We start from the raw sequence: 15,828 nt of genomic DNA, 5'->3' as shown, positions 1-15,828 counted from the left end.
AGATATCTGCAACCAGATCCCAGGCTGCGTCGGGGAGTTCATACCGCTTTGCCATCTTGGCCTCCTGGCTTTAATGGCGGTGTATTTTACAGAAAATCGTATTTCTTGGGTTTACGTACAGAGCCTAGCGCGACACCGCCCAATACGATGCCTGAGATTAATAGTAGGTGCAGTGATATAGGCTCGTTCAGAATCAGTACGCCTGCGAGCGAAGCAATGATTGGAACGCTCAACTGAAGGGTGGCGGCTTGCTGGGAACTGATATGCCTGACAGTGCTGTACCAGAGCGCATAACCGCAGCCTGATGCCAACACGCCTGATGCAAGCGCGTACATCGCCCCAGTAGGGCTCATATGAAGGCCGCTTCCAAAAAACTTTACTGGAGCCAGTAAAAGTAAGAAAGGGAGACACCTCGCAAAGTTGCCTGCGGTTTCCGTCAGCGGATTCACAGCTGCTTTTCCGAGCAGCGAATAGACTCCCCACGCTACCCCTGAAATTGTCATCAGCACTGCGCTACTCAAGGGCGGCGAATTAGCGCTGGGTAGCAATAAGGTAAGTAAACCACCTGTTGTCACTAACATGCCTATCACCACTTTCTTTTGAAAGCGCTCACCTTGCGCCCAAGAAAACATAAACATTGTGATCTGCACCGCCCCGAATAAAATCAGTGCTCCCATTCCTGCGCCTAACTGAACGTAAGCGATAGAGAAGAGATAGGCGTATAGAAAGAGTGAAAGGCCTCCCTTCCAGCTTCCACGGATAGCGGCTTGAGGATTGCGAAATCTGATCAACAGCAGCAAAAATAACCCGCCACTGAACAAACGAATCACGGTGAATGACTCGGGATCGATTTGACCCTCCATCAGCGCCCGCCGGCAAAAAATTGAATTTGCCGCGAATGCCATCAGGCACAAGATTACTTGGAACACCCAGCGTGATCGCCTGGCACAGTCTCGATTAGCGGTTGATTGTATTTTCACCACAGATGAACCTAAGCGATAAAAAACGTTACTGAATCTCAAGGCCGCAGGAAGACAACTGAGAACTACTCACGGTTGGACATTCCAGGCCTGCCTCATTCACCCAAATCAGGTGAGGCGCAGTGGTGACATCCGCGAAGGTTTAACCCACGAATAACCAGAAACCAGAAGGAGCCCGTTCGGGCTCCTAAAAACTAACCGTTACACGTTTATGCCGAGAGGTATTCGTCCACAGATTTAACGGTGGCGTAGCCAAACTCAAATGCGGCCATCATCGCCGCATGCACTTGAGCGGCAGGCACGTTCACCCCGTGAAATGAGAGATCTAAGGTGGCGCAGGCATCATGCACCACAGTAACCGGATAACCCATATCCGCTGCAGCACGCACTACTGCGTCGATGCACATGTGGCTCATAGCACCTATCACCACGATATCCTGAACATCGAACGCATCCAGTTGCTTCTTGAGGTCAGTGTCTCTGAAGGCGTTGATGTGTTTTTTAACAATCACGGGCTCGTCACCCTCAGGAGCTACCTCTGGCTGAATCTGCGCGCCGCTGGATCCTTTGACGAAAATCGGGACATTCGCATCATCGGATTCGTGCCGTATGTGAAAAACAGGAATACCTTTATTTCGCGCATGGTCGATGACCCGACGAGCATTCGCAACAGCTGCCTCGATGCCACTCAAAGGTAATTTGCCAGTGGGCAAGTATTCGTTTTGCAGATCAATTACTACTAGACCTTGTTTCATGAACGATCTCCAATCAACTTTTCAATGTAATGTTGTTGTGAAGGCTGAGACGGCATTTGGGTAAGCAAGATGCCTTTTGCCCATGTCCAGCAGGGTTTGTATCAGTACTCCAGCGAAGCGCCGTCTTCCGGTATATCGACACGACCCTCGATACCTTGCTTATTGACGTAATTGCGTAACTCTTCACGGGTCAGGGACATATGGTTCACAGCGTCCATGTGCACCGCGACAATTTTTGCGTCTTTCGCGGTCTGTGTAGCACGCAGGACATCTTCCTCGCCCATGATGATCGCCCCCTCGAATCCCGTCATTTTTGCTTTCCCTGCGTTGAGCACGATTACTTCAGGGTGGTATTTCTCGATGGCTTGGTCGACCTCTTTACGCCAGATGGTGTCACCGGCGAGATAGAGAGTTTTGTAGCCTGGCGCTTGAAACACTACACCCATGGCTTCGCCTAGCGGTTTTGCGAGGGCTGGTACGGCATACATTTCGTCAGTGCCATGCTGCCCACCGGTCTTGGTTATTTTGACGCCGCCGAACTCAGCTTCGTCAGTCAGCACACGTACATTCTTGAACCCCTGGGAACGAATCAGCTGTGCATCGTCTTCGTGCTGAGTGAACAGTGGGATGTCTTTAGGCAGCGCTTTTTGTGCCGCATCATCCCAGTGGTCAAGGTGTGTGTGCGTGACGATGACAGCGTCCACACCGGAGATAACGTTGTCTGGGGTTTCGGGTAGATCAACCAGTGGATTGCGGAGGTTGCTTCGGTAGGTATTTTCAAACCCGGGGTAGGCACCTTTTTTAGCCAGCATGGGATCGATCAAGAACGTAGTGCCACCGTAGGTGATCTTCACCGTTGCATTGCGAACTTGCTGCAGATCCACTTTATGGGTTGCATCAGCCGTCTGAGGGGCGTTTGAGCCCGCAAATGCCTGTGTGGTGGCCACAGCGCAAGCAATGCTGAGGGCGAGAGAAAGAGGTGTAAAATTCATAGTGTTAATCCAGTAAATGCATCGAATACACCATTCTTGCCCAAAGCGCTAAAGCCTGATAGCGGCCTAAATGACATATTTCGATATAATCGGGCCAAATGTTCGAGGCTGCCAGATGAAACCCATACGTGTAGCTGTTCTAGCTTTTAACGGCGTGAGTCTGTTCCATCTTTCGGTGCCGGGAATGGTATTGGGGACGGCTCAATCCGAACCTGGCGAACCTCAATACGAGGTCAGCTACTGCACAGAGACGCCTGGAATGGTTAGCTGCGACCAAGGCATCGACTTAGCGGTTGCTCATGGCCTGGAACTCATGGAGGCATCTGATTTAATTGTCATTCCATCGTGGGGCGAACAATTGGTCGCGGCCTCGACACCGCTTTTGAGAGCCCTTCAGCAGGCGAATGCACAAGGCAAGCTCATCGTAGGGTTATGTTTGGGAGCATTCGTACTTGGAGAAGCCGGACTGCTTGATGGTAAAGAGGCGACCACTCACTGGGCAGGCAGAGACGAGTTTTCGCGACGCTTTCCTGAGGTTGGCTTCAGGCCCGATGTGCTCTATGTCAGTGACGGCAACATCATGACCTCGGCTGGAACGGTGGCGGCAATCGATTGTTGCCTGCATTTGGTGCGTCAGCGGCTCGGAGCTGATGTGGCGAATCGCACCGCGAAGATGTTGGTTACCCCACCGCACAGGCAGGGAGGTCAGGCTCAATACGTGGAGCATCCTGTGCCGAAACTCTCTAGCGAGACTCATTTGTCCGATGTGTTGGCGTGGGCTCGAGTGAACCTGGCCAGTGATCTATCGCTCGACGTCATGGCAGACAGGGCGAAAATGAGCAGGCGTACTTTTACCCGGCGGTTTCGGGAGGCCACTGGCAGTACCGTCTCTAAATGGTTGAATGCTCAGCGAGTCGTCAGGGCGCAAGAACTGCTTGAAACGACTGATTTACCTATTGAATGCGTTGCCGGCGAGGCCGGTTTTGGAACCCCCTTGTCCTTGAGGCAACAATTTGGCGCTCAGCTTGGAACGTCACCTTCAGAGTATCGACGAATGTTCTCTCGCGAAACGATACCGGGCGGCAAGGCAAGCGGCAGCTAGCATTAGACCTAACCGCTTATTCGCACCAAGGTTTGACGCTCAACGATGTGCTACTGGTCAGGCCGGAGCATTCCTGACTACCGCGAGTAGCGCCTGCAGCGGATGTAGAACAGTTACACTCTCTTTTTGCTTACCTGGCTTCGGCAAGAATAGCCATAAGCTAATAGCCGGCCTGAAACATTCATTTTTGTTACTAGTGGGCCCCAGGGTTGTTTGTAAATCACTTTAGACATCTCAGCATTCGTAGTCTCATATCCATAGGTATGGAAAGTGTATGGCCCAAGCGTAATATGGAGGTGTCTTGTTGCAGGTGCAAGACAAAGTCATGAACACTCTGCGGGACAGTGGCTTCATCGTCCCCGCTGAACCCAATGAGGTTGAAGCCCGATGTGGGTGTTTCTGGAATTTCGGGGAAGTATTCAGCAACGCAGTGCCAGTCGATGTCCTTCATCGCAAGCATCAGGACTTTGGAGTCAACTGTCTCAATCTATAAAGGCTTGAGCTGCATCAGCGCTTTTGCGTCGCGCAAAGCATCCATAAAACCTGCATAGCGCACGTTTACGAGGATCGAATACTTCGTGATAGGCAAGACGTTTAGCTTGGCCTCGACTGAAGCTCAGCGAGCCCTTAGAACCACACAATACGCTGTTAATGTTGAAGCTATCCTCTTGCTCGCGGAGATGTGCAAGGTCATAGCCGGTGAGGCAGCGGTTAAGTTTGGGAAGATTTGCGCAATAAGATAGGCTTGGTTGTCTGCAATACCGACTGCGCAGCGGTATACCTTACCGATCCGATCGCGACGCGCTGTTTCTTGCTCCAAAGAGCCTTTTTCCGATGGCGAGCTGTGGAGTAACTCACCACCCAGCAACACTGTGGGAATCTCTAGCACGTGGTCATGGGTTTTGCCGTAAGTGCCGCTGCCTTGGCCACTGGCATCAGTGTTGATCATCTGCCAATCGCTGCTCGGTTGGAGGTGGATGATTCAGGCGCGAAGAACAGCCCATAAGGTTTGAGCACCGTATTTAATTGATCTTTCATCACGCCACTTTGGACGCGCACCCACCGCTCTTCGGCATTGATCTCAAGAATGGTGTTCATGTGCCGTCACAGGTCTACGACGATGCCATCAGTCAACGACTGACCATTGGTACCTGTGCCGCCGTCGCATGAGATGAGCGCGACCTGCCGAAGCTAACTAACCTAATGCGTGATGCTACAGGGAAAATTGAGAGCTTATTGTCGTTGGGTGTAAAAATTGAATCATGATGTATTGTTTAGTTCTTTGTCGTCGGACTTGACTTGAAACGTGCTCGATACTCACCGGGTGTGACTGAATAGTTTTTTATAAAGCTACGGATTAAAGTTGATTCATTACGAAAGCCACACTTGCTAGCCACTGTTTTGAGTGGGGTGCTTGACGTGGCAAGTAAGTGTCGAACTGCTTCTAAACGGAGCTGTTCAACCATTTTGCTCGGCGTACTGCCTGTGCTTTCACTGTATTTTCTCGCAAAGGTTCTGTCACTCATGTTCATAAAACTGGCTAACGTAGAGACCGATAAGTCGCCACTGAGATTGTTGTTCAACCAAGCGTGAAGGTCTGAAAATTGACTGCTTTTGGATTGTAGGGTCAAGGATGAACTGAACTGATTTTGATCGCCGGGACGTTTCAAAAAAACAACCAAATGACGTGCAACTTCAAGTGCAGCCGAATGCCCCAAGTCGACTTCAACCATTGCAAGAGCCAGGTCGATTCCGGAGGTAACTCCAGCGGAAGTCCATAGGTCTCCATCGTTAATGAATATAGGCCCGCGCTTTACACTGACGGAGGGAAAGTCATGCTCTAGCTTGTCATAGGCAGACCAATGGGTGGTAACGCTTCGACCCTTCAGCTTTCCAGCGGTCGCTAGTGCAAATATCCCAGTGCACACGGAAACGAGACGCTTGGATTTTTCAGCGTGACTCACAAAATGAGTAAAGAACTTAGGATGCTCACAAAATGCATGTATTCCCGGCCCACCAGGGACGATAAGAGTATGTGCGGGAGAGGTGTGTGCGGCTAAAACTTCAGCGTTTAATGAAAGATTTGAGAGTATTTCAGTCGTTGGGCTTAGCGCGAGAATAGAGAAAGAGTAGGGCGGATGATCGGGGTGCGCAAAATGGTTAGCCGCCATAAAAACATCTAAGGGCCCGGCTAAATCGAGCAGGCTAACTTCAGGGTAGGTAATGAATTGTATGGACTTGGCTGGCATTTCAAATGACTCCTCCCAGGAGAGCACCTCCTGGATGACGATGAGTTTGGCAGAAATTGTCAACGTTTTGTCCTGTTTTTTTGTCAATGTAAACTTATTGTAGTTTTAATGTTGAATGCTCCAGGAACGCTCGGTGTGACATTGGTGGATACAGGTGTTGCTGAAAGCGCGCAATGAGCATTTTTACTAATAGTATTAACGTGGAGTTAATGAAATGTCGGGTCTTATGAAAAGCACAATGGGATTCGAAGTTGATATGGACGATGATTTTGAATTCAGGATTTCTAATATCCTTAATCAGGTGGAGCGAAATTTTTCAGGTGTCGCTAGGTGTGAGCTAAGAAGGGTTGCCGAGTCGAACAGCTGGATAATTGAGTGTTTTTGGAACGACCGACAAGCAATGCATGCTCATTTTTCCTCATGCCAACTGCAAGATCTGGTAGGAGTGTTGGTTTCTAGATCCCGTAAAATCGTATTTGAGTGCGATAATGAATAAGAATAAGTGTGTTTTCGGACTAAGTGCGCTTATGTATTCGAAGTCATGGCCGGTACGGGATTCAACATTGCAGGTATCTCTAAAACCACACTATAACTATCCGGTGCTGAATCTGCTGAGGCCAAATTGGCCTCAGCAATATTCCATATCAAAAATCCACTGTCACTCCGGCGTAAAGCGCGCGGCCATCACCTGGAGAGTGCAGTGATGCCTGAGCACCGTCTGGATCGTACCAAACGTATTCATAATATCGGTTTGTAAGGTTTTTTAACTGTAGATCGACGCTCACAGACGGCGTCACCTTGTAGATTGCACCGAGGTTCATTAGCACGTAACCACCATAAGTCCCCGTCGTGTTTTCTCGCTCCAGATAATAGTTGGTTTGGCCATTCATCCATGCGGTGAGTTGTAAGGCAGGTGTTGCCTCATAGCTGATCCCGGCGTTGTAAAGATGATGGGGGATGTGATCGATTTCCTGACCTTTGCTGTTAGGCAAAGAGGCACTCGGCTGGAGTATCTTAGAATACTGCCAAGAGTAGGCCATCCATATTTCAGTGCGCTCGTCCGGATGCAGGTTCATCTGCAAGTCATAACCCCACCGCCGGGTCTCACCCACGTTATCGGATTCGCCACTCGGGTCATTCAGTCTGCGACTGACCTCACCTGATGCCTCTTGCTGCCAATAGGCGACCCGGCCATCAACCCAGTCAGCCGGCGTGAACTTGATACCTGTCTCCCAGCCTTCGTTGATCGAGGGTGCGAGGTTTGCATCCCTAGGCGGGATCTTGTAAGCAGCAGCCCCTGTGCCCACTTGAAAGGTACGCCCCCAGTTTGCGTAGATGCTGGCGACGTCCCATGGGGAGTAGACAATACTGATCTTCGGTTGTTTGATCAGCCCGTAGTTGTTTATGTCGTAGTCCGTGCGGGTCAGTTCATTGGTGAAGTCGCCCTCAATCTTGTCAACCCGGTAGGCCGGCACGATTCTCAGTGACTCGAAAGGTTTGATCTCAGCCTGGACATAAGCGCCATAGGTGTCGAAGTTGAATTTTTGATCGCGAGTAGTAGCCAGACGTGCACGGTCTTTGGTGCGATACCGCTCACTCTTATTTTGCTGCTGTTGTATGTCTGCACCACTTTCTACGGCGAAGTCATAGAGCCAGCTAACTTCTGGCCGCCATGTCAGCGAGGTGAGGGCTCCGTACTGGGTTTCGTAGGTATCACGCTCTTGTTGAGAACTGGTGCTCCAATATTGTGTCCAGCGTCGGTCATCGAAGGTGTTCATGTAGGTCTTCGCTGACCAGGCCAGCGTATCAGTCAGGTCTGTATCGAAATGCAGACTGACTTGATTCATGCGCCGCGTGCCCTTGTCCGTAGCGTTAAAGCTATTGGTCATTTCTGGATGATGATGTGCATCGTCTTTAGCCAGATAACCTGCCTCCTGAGCTTCAGCCTCGTAATGACGGGCAATCAGACCGATACGGTAACTGTCATCATCGGGCGTGTAGAACCACTTGCCGGACATCGAATATCGGTCGGCTTCGGCATGATCCCGATACCCATCGGCCTTTTGGTAAGCGAAGAAGTAGTTTTGCGTCCAATTACTATTTTCGATGCCCTTTGCAAGTTGGGTTTCTCGAGTATTAAAACTGTCGTAACGGATGCGTGCCTTACTGTAATCGCCGCCTGTACGGGTCAACATATTCACGTTGCCAGCGATGTTATAGAGGCCGTAACGAGCATCACTGGTGCCACGCACCACCTCAATGCTGTCCAGCTCCATGGGGAAAATCATGTCCAAGAACGGCATGTTGCCGTCATTGCTGTTGCTCGGAATGCCGTCGATCAGCAGCTTCACTGCGTTGACTTCACCTTCGCCGTTGAAGCCGCGAAAGGAAATCTTGCCGGATGTGGTGCCTTGATTGAACTCAGTCAGCATGACTCCTGGTGCGCGGCTAAACAGCTCCCAACTGTAGTTGACTGGCATCTTTTCGAGGATATCTCCCCCTAGGATATCAACCGAGCTGAGAACGTTGCTTGCGTTCAACGGGCCGCCAGTCGAGCCCTGCACGTTAACCGCGCCCAAGGTTAGGGTTGAGTTTTCGGTTTTGCTGGCTTCAGCCAATGCATAGGACAAAGGGCTTATTGCAAACAGGCCAAGCGACAGCAATGGCCATAGTGAGCGGGACACAGACAAACACTTTGCGTGAGGCAAAGTAAATGGAGCAGGCATAGCACGAACTTCCTGATGATCAAGAAACTTTAAGGGCGTTTAAAGTCCATAGCTGGACGTTAAAAGGATTTAAAGAGGGCGCACCGGACATTGTCAGCGGTGTTGTGATCAGGTAAGGGGAGAGGCTCGTGGGCTTAGGCTGGGCCAGCGAATTCTTGGATGTCGTGTTGGGAAATCAGGATTATCAAGGGTGGTATTTGATGTGTACTGCGGTAGGAAATGCCGATAGTAATTGGAGGGTAATGCTGCTAATCCGGCATGACCACAGCAGCAGTCGCCGTGTTGCATGACAGATTTCGATTGGGCTATCTGCAAGGCATCAATCACCTTGCTGAGATCTTTAGGCAGGAGATTTGATTGTCCACTTGAACAGAACCCCCCCCAAAGCATCAGGCGCACGTCCGGCGTCTGTATCGCATGACTTAGCGGCATGGCGAACATGTTTAGCAAGACGGCCAGGCAGGCAATCCAGTGGCTGGTGCGTTTCAACGAACCCATAAAGGAAATGGCCGCAAAGGGGGGCGCTATTTAGCCCGCGTTAACGAATGATGTAAATTTTTCGAGAGTGCGCTATTTCGCCGCAGGTAAAGGTGGAAGAGGGCCAAAGGGGGCTTGATCTAAGTCTTCAGTCATCGCTCTCAGAGCATCTTAGATTCTTCAAGTCCGAAGGGAGTATCAATCATCGGGTGATGCCTGGCTAAGCTTGAAAAGTTACGTAGTACATCGAACATCTTGAGGAGCCGACTATCATCTTTCGTACTCCAGAGCTCGTTTGCAGCGGTGTCATTTCATTGGTCGTCCCGTCTGAAGCCACTCCAAGTAGGCTTGCAACACCGCTTGTACGGACGATTTTTGAATAAAGGTTCCAAGTACTCCTCCCTGATCACATAGTCAGACAGGTGAATACACCGATGATCATTAATGTTTTTGCTATACGAGGCCATCATACTGCGACAGCCTGTCGCAGGCTGGGCAAGAATTTTTTGGCGTAAATTATCAACGTTTGGGCCGGTTAGCTCTAACGATCTAAATTACAATCATTGCAAGGACTGCCCCAATTAAGTGGAGGCATAGAAGAGGTGTTCCTAGCCGTGTCTACAGCACGCTTCATTAGAAAGTGTATTGCGTCCATCCAGTGCTTGAGCGTCCGAGCGAATGCTCATCAGTCCGTTTTCGAATCTGATTGTCCTAAATACTAACTGATTAACCTTATCTTAATAATTGAACCGACAACTAATATTGCTATCCTAGCGATCAGTTTGACTATATACCCTTGATGACGCCTCGAACCTGAGCCCGGTGCTTTTACGCCTTTCGAGCTTGCTAGATCGTCACCTGAATTTAGCTAGAGGCTCGAAATGCATTCTTGGCAACGCTGGACATTAGGCATCCTTACAATTGGCGGCGGCGTGACAGGAATTGCTCTAGGTATCACATTCCTGGACGTTAGTATTTCTTGGCTCCCCGGGTTAGTTTCGGTCGTTTTCCTCACTCTTTATTTGTGGGGAACTTGGTGTGGCATAAAAATTTTAAAAGGCTCACCAGAAGCGCTACGCAGCAGCATGCCCTTTTGGTCAATCCAGATCCCGGTCATCCAGTCTTCTTTAGCCAGCTACATCTTCTCCAACGGAGCTTTTGCGGGAGTATTGTTGAAGCCAACAGAACACAGGTTCGATCTCCAAGTCTGGATCGGGAGTCAAGCGGAGATATCCGTTATGACTGGCAAGCCGCTAACTCTCGGGATCAATGTATTCGCTCTGTTTGTTGTTGTATGGTTATGGCGTTTGGTACGTGTGCAAGCCTCTACTACTTCATTAAAACCAGAACTGCTTTAAGGTTGAGCCAGCTTAGGCACAACATTTTTACGGGCTGTCCTGTCTGTGCCGATTGGCTCAAGTTGGCCAAAAGCGGACGTTCGCGAGTGACCGCTTTCGACGCACAGCTGCCTGTAATGTTAGGCTGATTTCAATCGATCGCCTTACTAACTGCGGCGCCAATAAGTGCGAACGGCGCCAGCACAACCACGAAGACTGTCATCCAGGCTCCCGTATAAGCCTCGTCGATCTTCTTTCCCAACTCTGATGTCGAGGAAGCAGGCTTTTCACGCTTGGAAACACTCAGTACATAACGATAATGCTCGGCCTGGTCACCATGGCGAACGCGGCATGGTTGTTGACTCACGTTTACATAGCGTCCTCTCGCTTTGTCACCTTCTCTTACCGACTGGTCGATTGTACTGTTATAGCTGTCGATGTCTTGTTGCAGGTTCTTCATCTGCGCCTTGAGGTCGGATTCACATTCGTCCTCGCTGGTGAATACGTGGCTATCCTTGTTGATCACGCTGGGACGATTTTGGCTATCCAGATAAACGTTAATTTCACCGCCGTACCCATCATCGCGTTGAAACACCCTGGCCCCCTGGAGTGTCTCGAAACCAGTTTTGGTGAGCGCGTTGAGTTCATCGCCGGAGAGCGGCTTATGCAAGGTATAGCCGTAGACCTGTGGCCCGATGATTCCCGTCTTCTTTGAAGGTGTGGAACACGCCGTTAATGATGAAGCAATAATCGAAAAGCATAGTGCGACACAGATCATCCTGTTCATGAATTCATCCGTTGAATTTTTGTATCACCAATAATCAGGGGTAGGGTACCTGACGTCTACACCAGCATGGTATGTACGAGTTGTTGGTTAGGGCATTATTATTCCAATAATACTGGGCGACGAGCTTGGACAAAATGATGGTGTCGGCGTTGGTGGCCTGCGAGCGCGAGTTTATCAACGCTCGCCACTGACTACTTAGCGTGTGAAATTTTGGGCAGCAACACTCCTGCGCCTCCTTTACACCATAGGGCCCTGCTAGCTAGGCAGGGCGATAACGCACTCAACCTGGCTACCGTTTCTCGAAATTGGTAGGTTCATCTCTGAGGTAGCGATGCAATTTTGCCGAGACCTCGGATAGTCCATGAACAGGATCGCTCATTACAACGTCCCCATTGGACGGGCGGATCATGAAGTTGGAAATGGACAGATCGAAATCAATGTCATGCAGATACTCAGGGAGTAAGCTACGCTGAACGACGCAATGTGCTGGCCGAGCGCGTGTTCAAACTACCCGACCAAAACCTCGACTCTGCAACCGCCGCCGGCGCACTGTTTCGTGGACTCACAGCCTGGTATCTCGCCACACGTTTGAAAGACATCAAGGCCGGTGATTGGGTGCTGGTACACGCAGCAGCGGGTGGGGTAGGTCTGATTTTGACCCAGTGGCTCTCTCATCTTGGGGCCAATGTGATCGGCACCTGCGTGGGTGACGAGAAGGCCCACATCCTCAAAGAGTACGGCTACGCCCATCCCATCAACATCGAAAAGCTCGATTTCCTCGAAGAAACCAAACGATTGACTGATGGCAAGGGCGTCAGCGTCGTCTACGAGTCCATCGGCAAGGACACCTTCGAAAAGTCTCTAGATTGTGTGCAACGCTTCGGTCTGGTGGCCTCCTTCGGCTGGGCGTCCGGTGATGTACCGCCCATAGATCTGGCCTACCTGCGCAACAAGGGTTCATTGTTCATCACCCGACCCACCATCTCGCATTACGTGGCAGAGGCGGCTGACTTCCAGCACGGCGCAGGAGAGCTGTTCGACCTGGTGAAGAAAGGTGCTTTACGCATTCGCATCGACAACGCTTATCCGTTGAAAGAAGCGGCTACTGCGCACCAAGACCTGGCGGCTCGTAAAACCAGCGGGTCGGTGATTCTCACTGTGTGACCGCGACGCTTTCTCCACAAAACAAGAACAAGGGAGAACACCATGTTACTTAAAGGCAAGACCGCCATCGTTACCGGTGGCGCCTCGCTGAGAGGCATCGGCTGGGCAACTGCCAAGTGTTTCGTCGAAAACGGTGCGCGTGTTGCACTTATAGACCTTGATCAGAGCGCGACCGACGCGGCGGCTGCTGAGCTCGGGAACGGTTGTATCGGATTGCAGTGCGACGTCCGTTCCGCGGACGCCTGCCAGCAAGCCGTAGATGCGGTTATCGATGTCTTCGGCCATGTAGACATCCTGATCAATAACGCCGGCGTAAGTCAGCCGTTCAAGCTGATGGGCAGCACGCTTGAAGACTACGACTTGGTCATGGATGTCAGCCTGCGCGGGGCATTCAACATGTCTCGAGCTCTTGTTTCACATCTTCGGGCCCGGCGCAGCGGTGCGATCGTCAACATGGGGTCGGTAGCTGCTCAGCGCGGTGGCGGGGTGCTTGGTGGGCCGCATTACGCCGCAGCAAAGGGTGGGGCGCAGACTTTGGCAAAGGCCATGGCGCGGGAACTGGCCATCGACGGTATCCGAGTCAATGCGATCGCCCCCGGCTTGGTCGATACCGAGCTGCTCATTGGAAAGCTCACTGATGAGGGGCGCCAGGCTGCATTGAACGCGACGCCTCTTGGCCGTCTGGCCATCCCCAAGGATATTGCCGACGCCTGCCTGTTCCTCTCGTCTGACCTTTCGAGCTACGTGACAGGCGTAGTTCTGGACGTCAATGGCGGGCTGCACATCCACTAGGTTGATGCCGCCATTGACGGCTTATATGGGAGATACCGATATGTTGCTCAAGGATAAGGTAGCGGTTGTCACGGGTGCGGCATCGCTCAATGGCATTGGCTGGGCCATCGCCAGTCGATTTGCGGAGGAGGGCGCAAAAGTAGTCTTGCTCGATATCGCAGCCGACAAACTCGAGATTGCCAAGGAAAACCTCGGTGATCCACATCAGGGATTGGTATGTGATGTCCGCCAACCGCCCTAGCAATTCCAGCTTTTAAAAGGCCATTTGTTGTCACCCCCTAAAAAATCCCCCCCCCGCCTCAAGCTTAAGCCGAACCTTAACAGTATAGCTTTCTTGTACTCACTCCTTAAATTTACGATCTGTCAATAGAAAGCCCAAATAAATACGACGATCGGTCGTTGACCTCTCCGCAAAAAACAATGAGCATGTATTGACACCAGACAGCCCCAGGACGTGCGAAAGGTGAAACCTATTGACTTTAAAGGGTATTTTTATGCGCTTGCCACAAAATAGCGATTACGTCCCGGCTAAAGAAGCTGCCGCAATTCTCGGCCTGTCTCCTGAGACCCTTCGCTTTTGGCGGTACACCGGCAAGTACAAAGACATGCTGCCACCATTTATGCACATCAGCCGGAAGATCTTTTACAAAAAAGCTGATGTACAGCGATTTTCCGAAAAAAGCATGAGCGCCGCCTAACACCAGCCTGGTGTTTTACTCGCGGTAGAAAATAAGGTGCACCGTCTTTGGTTGAGGCGGTGCGCCTTTTCTTTTGCGCGATCACCTCTCCTACCTCATCACCAAAGATCCACTTGGAAGCCGCTTGGGAGCTGCTCGCTTGCCGCTTGCCAATAGAGACTGGCGATCAATCAGGAGCTTCTGTGGCTGGCGGGAGCTTATGTGGGCGGTGCGTAGCTTGCTGGAGATTGGACTTTTGAGCGCTGCGGCTCCCTAATAGCTCCCAAGCGCTGAGCTGTATGGACTTGGAAAGTATTTTACAGAGAGGAAATCGCTTCAACAGGCTGATTTAATTGAGGTTTTTTTGATTTTTTGTAACGCGAAGGGATGATGGGGGTTGACCCCCGGGGGATTTTAAGTCCCATGCGTCTACCAATTTCGCCATTCGGGCGGTAGCGCTATAAAGCGGGTCACGAAGGAAGGTGCTTTAACAAAGAAAGTACTCAAGAGCCTGCGCAACAGGTGGACGAATATATAGAGCCTGCGCTCATGAGGCAAGGTCGATAGTGTCCATTGTGGTACATTTTTTTTCTCCGTGCCTGGGTAAAACCGTCGAAAAATCATAGATATATGCACCACGCCGGGGGTGTCCCCGCTGTGTTGAGGGTATTTGCAGCGCTGTTGCGGCGCGTATTCCCGAGTAGGCTAGGCTGCTTGCACAGCTGGGACATGAGCGGGCGTTATGAATACGAGTGTGATTTACGCATTGGCAGCGGCAGCGCTGTTCGGGGCCAGTACGCCATTGGCCAAGCTGCTGGGTACCGAAGTATCGCCGGTGATGCTGGCCGGGCTGTTGTATCTGGGCAGTGGCCTGGGTTTGCTGTTGGTGCGCTGTGTCCGCGATCGGGGCTGGAAGCCCTCGGGTCTGGGTGCCGGTGAATGGCCCTGGCTGCTCGGCGCAATTGTATTTGGCGGGATCCTGGGCCCCGTGGCGTTGATGTTCGCTTTGACCCTCACCAGCGGGGCGACGGCTTCGTTGATGTTGAATCTTGAACCAGTGCTCACGGCACTGCTGGCCTGGGTGGTGTTCAAGGAGAACGCAGACCGGCGAATCGTGCTGGGGATGCTGGCAATCATTGCCGGCGGCGTTGTGTTGTCCTGGCCATCCGGGGCATCTGCGGCGGTGTCGCTTTCCTGGCTTGGGCCATTGGCGGTGGGGTTTGCCTGTTTCTGTTGGGCGGTCGATAACAATCTGACGCGCAAGGTATCTGCTTCTGATGCGCTGTATATCGCGGGCGCCAAGGGCCTTTTCGCGGGGTTGGTGAACTGTGCGATTGCATTGGCTTTGGGGGCAAAGGTTCCGTCGTTTGGGGTACTGAGCCCGACCCTGCTGATCGGTTTCCTGGGCTACGGTGTAAGTTTGGTGCTGTTTGTCCTGGCATTACGCGGCCTGGGGGCGGCGCGCACCGGGGCGTACTTTTCAACGGCACCTTTTCTGGGGGCGGCAATTTCCATTGTGCTGCTGGGCGAGTCGGTATCGCTGCTGTTCTGGCTGGCTGCTGGCTGCATGATTGTCGGGGTCTGGCTGCATCTGACCGAGCGCCATGAGCATGAGCATTTACATCAGCCGCTGGAGCACTCCCATCGCCATACCCACGATGAACATCACCAGCATGAGCATGCCGCAGATATTCCTGCGGGCAAGGCTCACAGTCATGCACATCAGCATTCGGTCATCAGCCATAACCATCCTCATTTCCCGGATATCCATCATCGCCACCGGCACTGAG

Annotated in this window: 14 protein-coding genes and 1 pseudogene; 7 read left to right on the top strand and 8 right to left on the bottom strand. The window is 51.6% G+C overall.

Going from position 1 to position 15,828, the window contains the following annotated elements:
* Nucleotides 1–86: 86 nt before the first annotated feature.
* From HBN79_RS23590 to HBN79_RS23580, 3 genes are all read right to left on the bottom strand, one after another.
* Nucleotides 87–929, bottom strand: a complete 843-nt coding sequence (locus tag HBN79_RS23590) for a DMT family transporter (protein ID WP_346010152.1) — start codon at nt 927–929, stop codon at nt 87–89.
* A 260-nt stretch (nt 930–1,189) separates the two neighbouring features.
* Nucleotides 1,190–1,735, bottom strand: a complete 546-nt coding sequence (locus HBN79_RS23585; protein WP_169917310.1) for a cysteine hydrolase family protein — start codon at nt 1,733–1,735, stop codon at nt 1,190–1,192.
* 101 nt (nt 1,736–1,836) lie between these two features.
* Nucleotides 1,837–2,727 carry an MBL fold metallo-hydrolase gene (locus tag HBN79_RS23580; RefSeq protein ID WP_169917309.1) on the bottom strand — a complete coding sequence of 297 codons (891 nt, stop codon included), beginning with the start codon at nt 2,725–2,727 and terminating at the stop codon, nt 1,837–1,839.
* A 115-nt stretch (nt 2,728–2,842) separates the two neighbouring features.
* Between HBN79_RS23580 and HBN79_RS23575 the strand changes: the two genes are divergently transcribed.
* Nucleotides 2,843–3,829: a helix-turn-helix domain-containing protein gene (locus tag HBN79_RS23575; protein ID WP_169917308.1), complete on the top strand. Its 987-nt coding sequence runs from the start codon at nt 2,843–2,845 to the stop codon at nt 3,827–3,829.
* A 265-nt stretch (nt 3,830–4,094) separates the two neighbouring features.
* Here HBN79_RS23575 and HBN79_RS23570 read toward each other — a convergent pair.
* The 4 genes and pseudogenes from HBN79_RS23570 to HBN79_RS23555 all read right to left on the bottom strand — a co-directional run.
* Nucleotides 4,095–4,990: pseudogene (locus HBN79_RS23570) on the bottom strand (FAD-binding oxidoreductase); the annotation flags it as partial.
* A gap of 113 nt (nt 4,991–5,103) precedes the next feature.
* On the bottom strand, nt 5,104–6,141 hold the full coding sequence (locus tag HBN79_RS23565) for a helix-turn-helix domain-containing protein (RefSeq protein WP_262372769.1): 1,038 nt from the start codon (nt 6,139–6,141) through the stop codon (nt 5,104–5,106).
* A 581-nt stretch (nt 6,142–6,722) separates the two neighbouring features.
* A complete protein-coding gene (locus HBN79_RS23560; RefSeq protein ID WP_169917307.1) occupies nt 6,723–8,804 on the bottom strand; it encodes a TonB-dependent receptor in 2,082 nt (693 codons plus the stop codon).
* A 108-nt stretch (nt 8,805–8,912) separates the two neighbouring features.
* Complete coding sequence (locus HBN79_RS23555) at nt 8,913–9,302, bottom strand: DUF2946 domain-containing protein (RefSeq protein WP_169917306.1); 390 nt, start codon at nt 9,300–9,302, stop codon at nt 8,913–8,915.
* Nucleotides 9,303–10,162: 860 nt separating this feature from the next.
* Between HBN79_RS23555 and HBN79_RS23550 the strand changes: the two genes are divergently transcribed.
* Nucleotides 10,163–10,639: a hypothetical protein gene (locus HBN79_RS23550; RefSeq protein ID WP_169917305.1), complete on the top strand. Its 477-nt coding sequence runs from the start codon at nt 10,163–10,165 to the stop codon at nt 10,637–10,639.
* A 130-nt stretch (nt 10,640–10,769) separates the two neighbouring features.
* Here HBN79_RS23550 and HBN79_RS23545 read toward each other — a convergent pair whose 3' ends face one another.
* A complete protein-coding gene (locus HBN79_RS23545) occupies nt 10,770–11,405 on the bottom strand; it encodes a hypothetical protein (protein ID WP_169917304.1) in 636 nt (211 codons plus the stop codon).
* A 483-nt stretch (nt 11,406–11,888) separates the two neighbouring features.
* Here HBN79_RS23545 and HBN79_RS23540 point away from each other — a divergent pair, with 483 nt between their 5' ends.
* The 5 genes from HBN79_RS23540 to HBN79_RS23520 all read left to right on the top strand — a co-directional run bounded on the left by HBN79_RS23540 (nt 11,889) and on the right by HBN79_RS23520 (nt 15,827).
* Nucleotides 11,889–12,569 carry a quinone oxidoreductase gene (locus HBN79_RS23540; RefSeq protein ID WP_169917303.1) on the top strand — a complete coding sequence of 227 codons (681 nt, stop codon included), beginning with the start codon at nt 11,889–11,891 and terminating at the stop codon, nt 12,567–12,569.
* Nucleotides 12,570–12,611: 42 nt separating this feature from the next.
* Nucleotides 12,612–13,361, top strand: a complete 750-nt coding sequence (locus HBN79_RS23535; RefSeq protein ID WP_169917302.1) for an SDR family NAD(P)-dependent oxidoreductase — start codon at nt 12,612–12,614, stop codon at nt 13,359–13,361.
* A gap of 40 nt (nt 13,362–13,401) precedes the next feature.
* Complete coding sequence (locus tag HBN79_RS23530) at nt 13,402–13,602, top strand: SDR family oxidoreductase (protein ID WP_169917301.1); 201 nt, start codon at nt 13,402–13,404, stop codon at nt 13,600–13,602.
* 253 nt (nt 13,603–13,855) lie between these two features.
* Nucleotides 13,856–14,059, top strand: coding sequence for a helix-turn-helix domain-containing protein (locus HBN79_RS23525; RefSeq protein WP_169917299.1), 204 nt, complete (start codon nt 13,856–13,858; stop codon nt 14,057–14,059).
* A gap of 721 nt (nt 14,060–14,780) precedes the next feature.
* Nucleotides 14,781–15,827, top strand: coding sequence for a DMT family transporter (locus HBN79_RS23520; RefSeq protein ID WP_095020707.1), 1,047 nt, complete (start codon nt 14,781–14,783; stop codon nt 15,825–15,827).
* Nucleotide 15,828 lies beyond the last annotated feature (1 nt).

The sequence above is a fragment of the Pseudomonas sp. WS 5051 genome (genome assembly GCF_012985715.1).
GTDB lineage: Bacteria > Pseudomonadota > Gammaproteobacteria > Pseudomonadales > Pseudomonadaceae > Aquipseudomonas > Aquipseudomonas bubulae.
The sequence above is the reverse complement of the archived record's forward strand: the minus strand, read 5'-3'. Positions and strand labels throughout refer to the sequence as shown.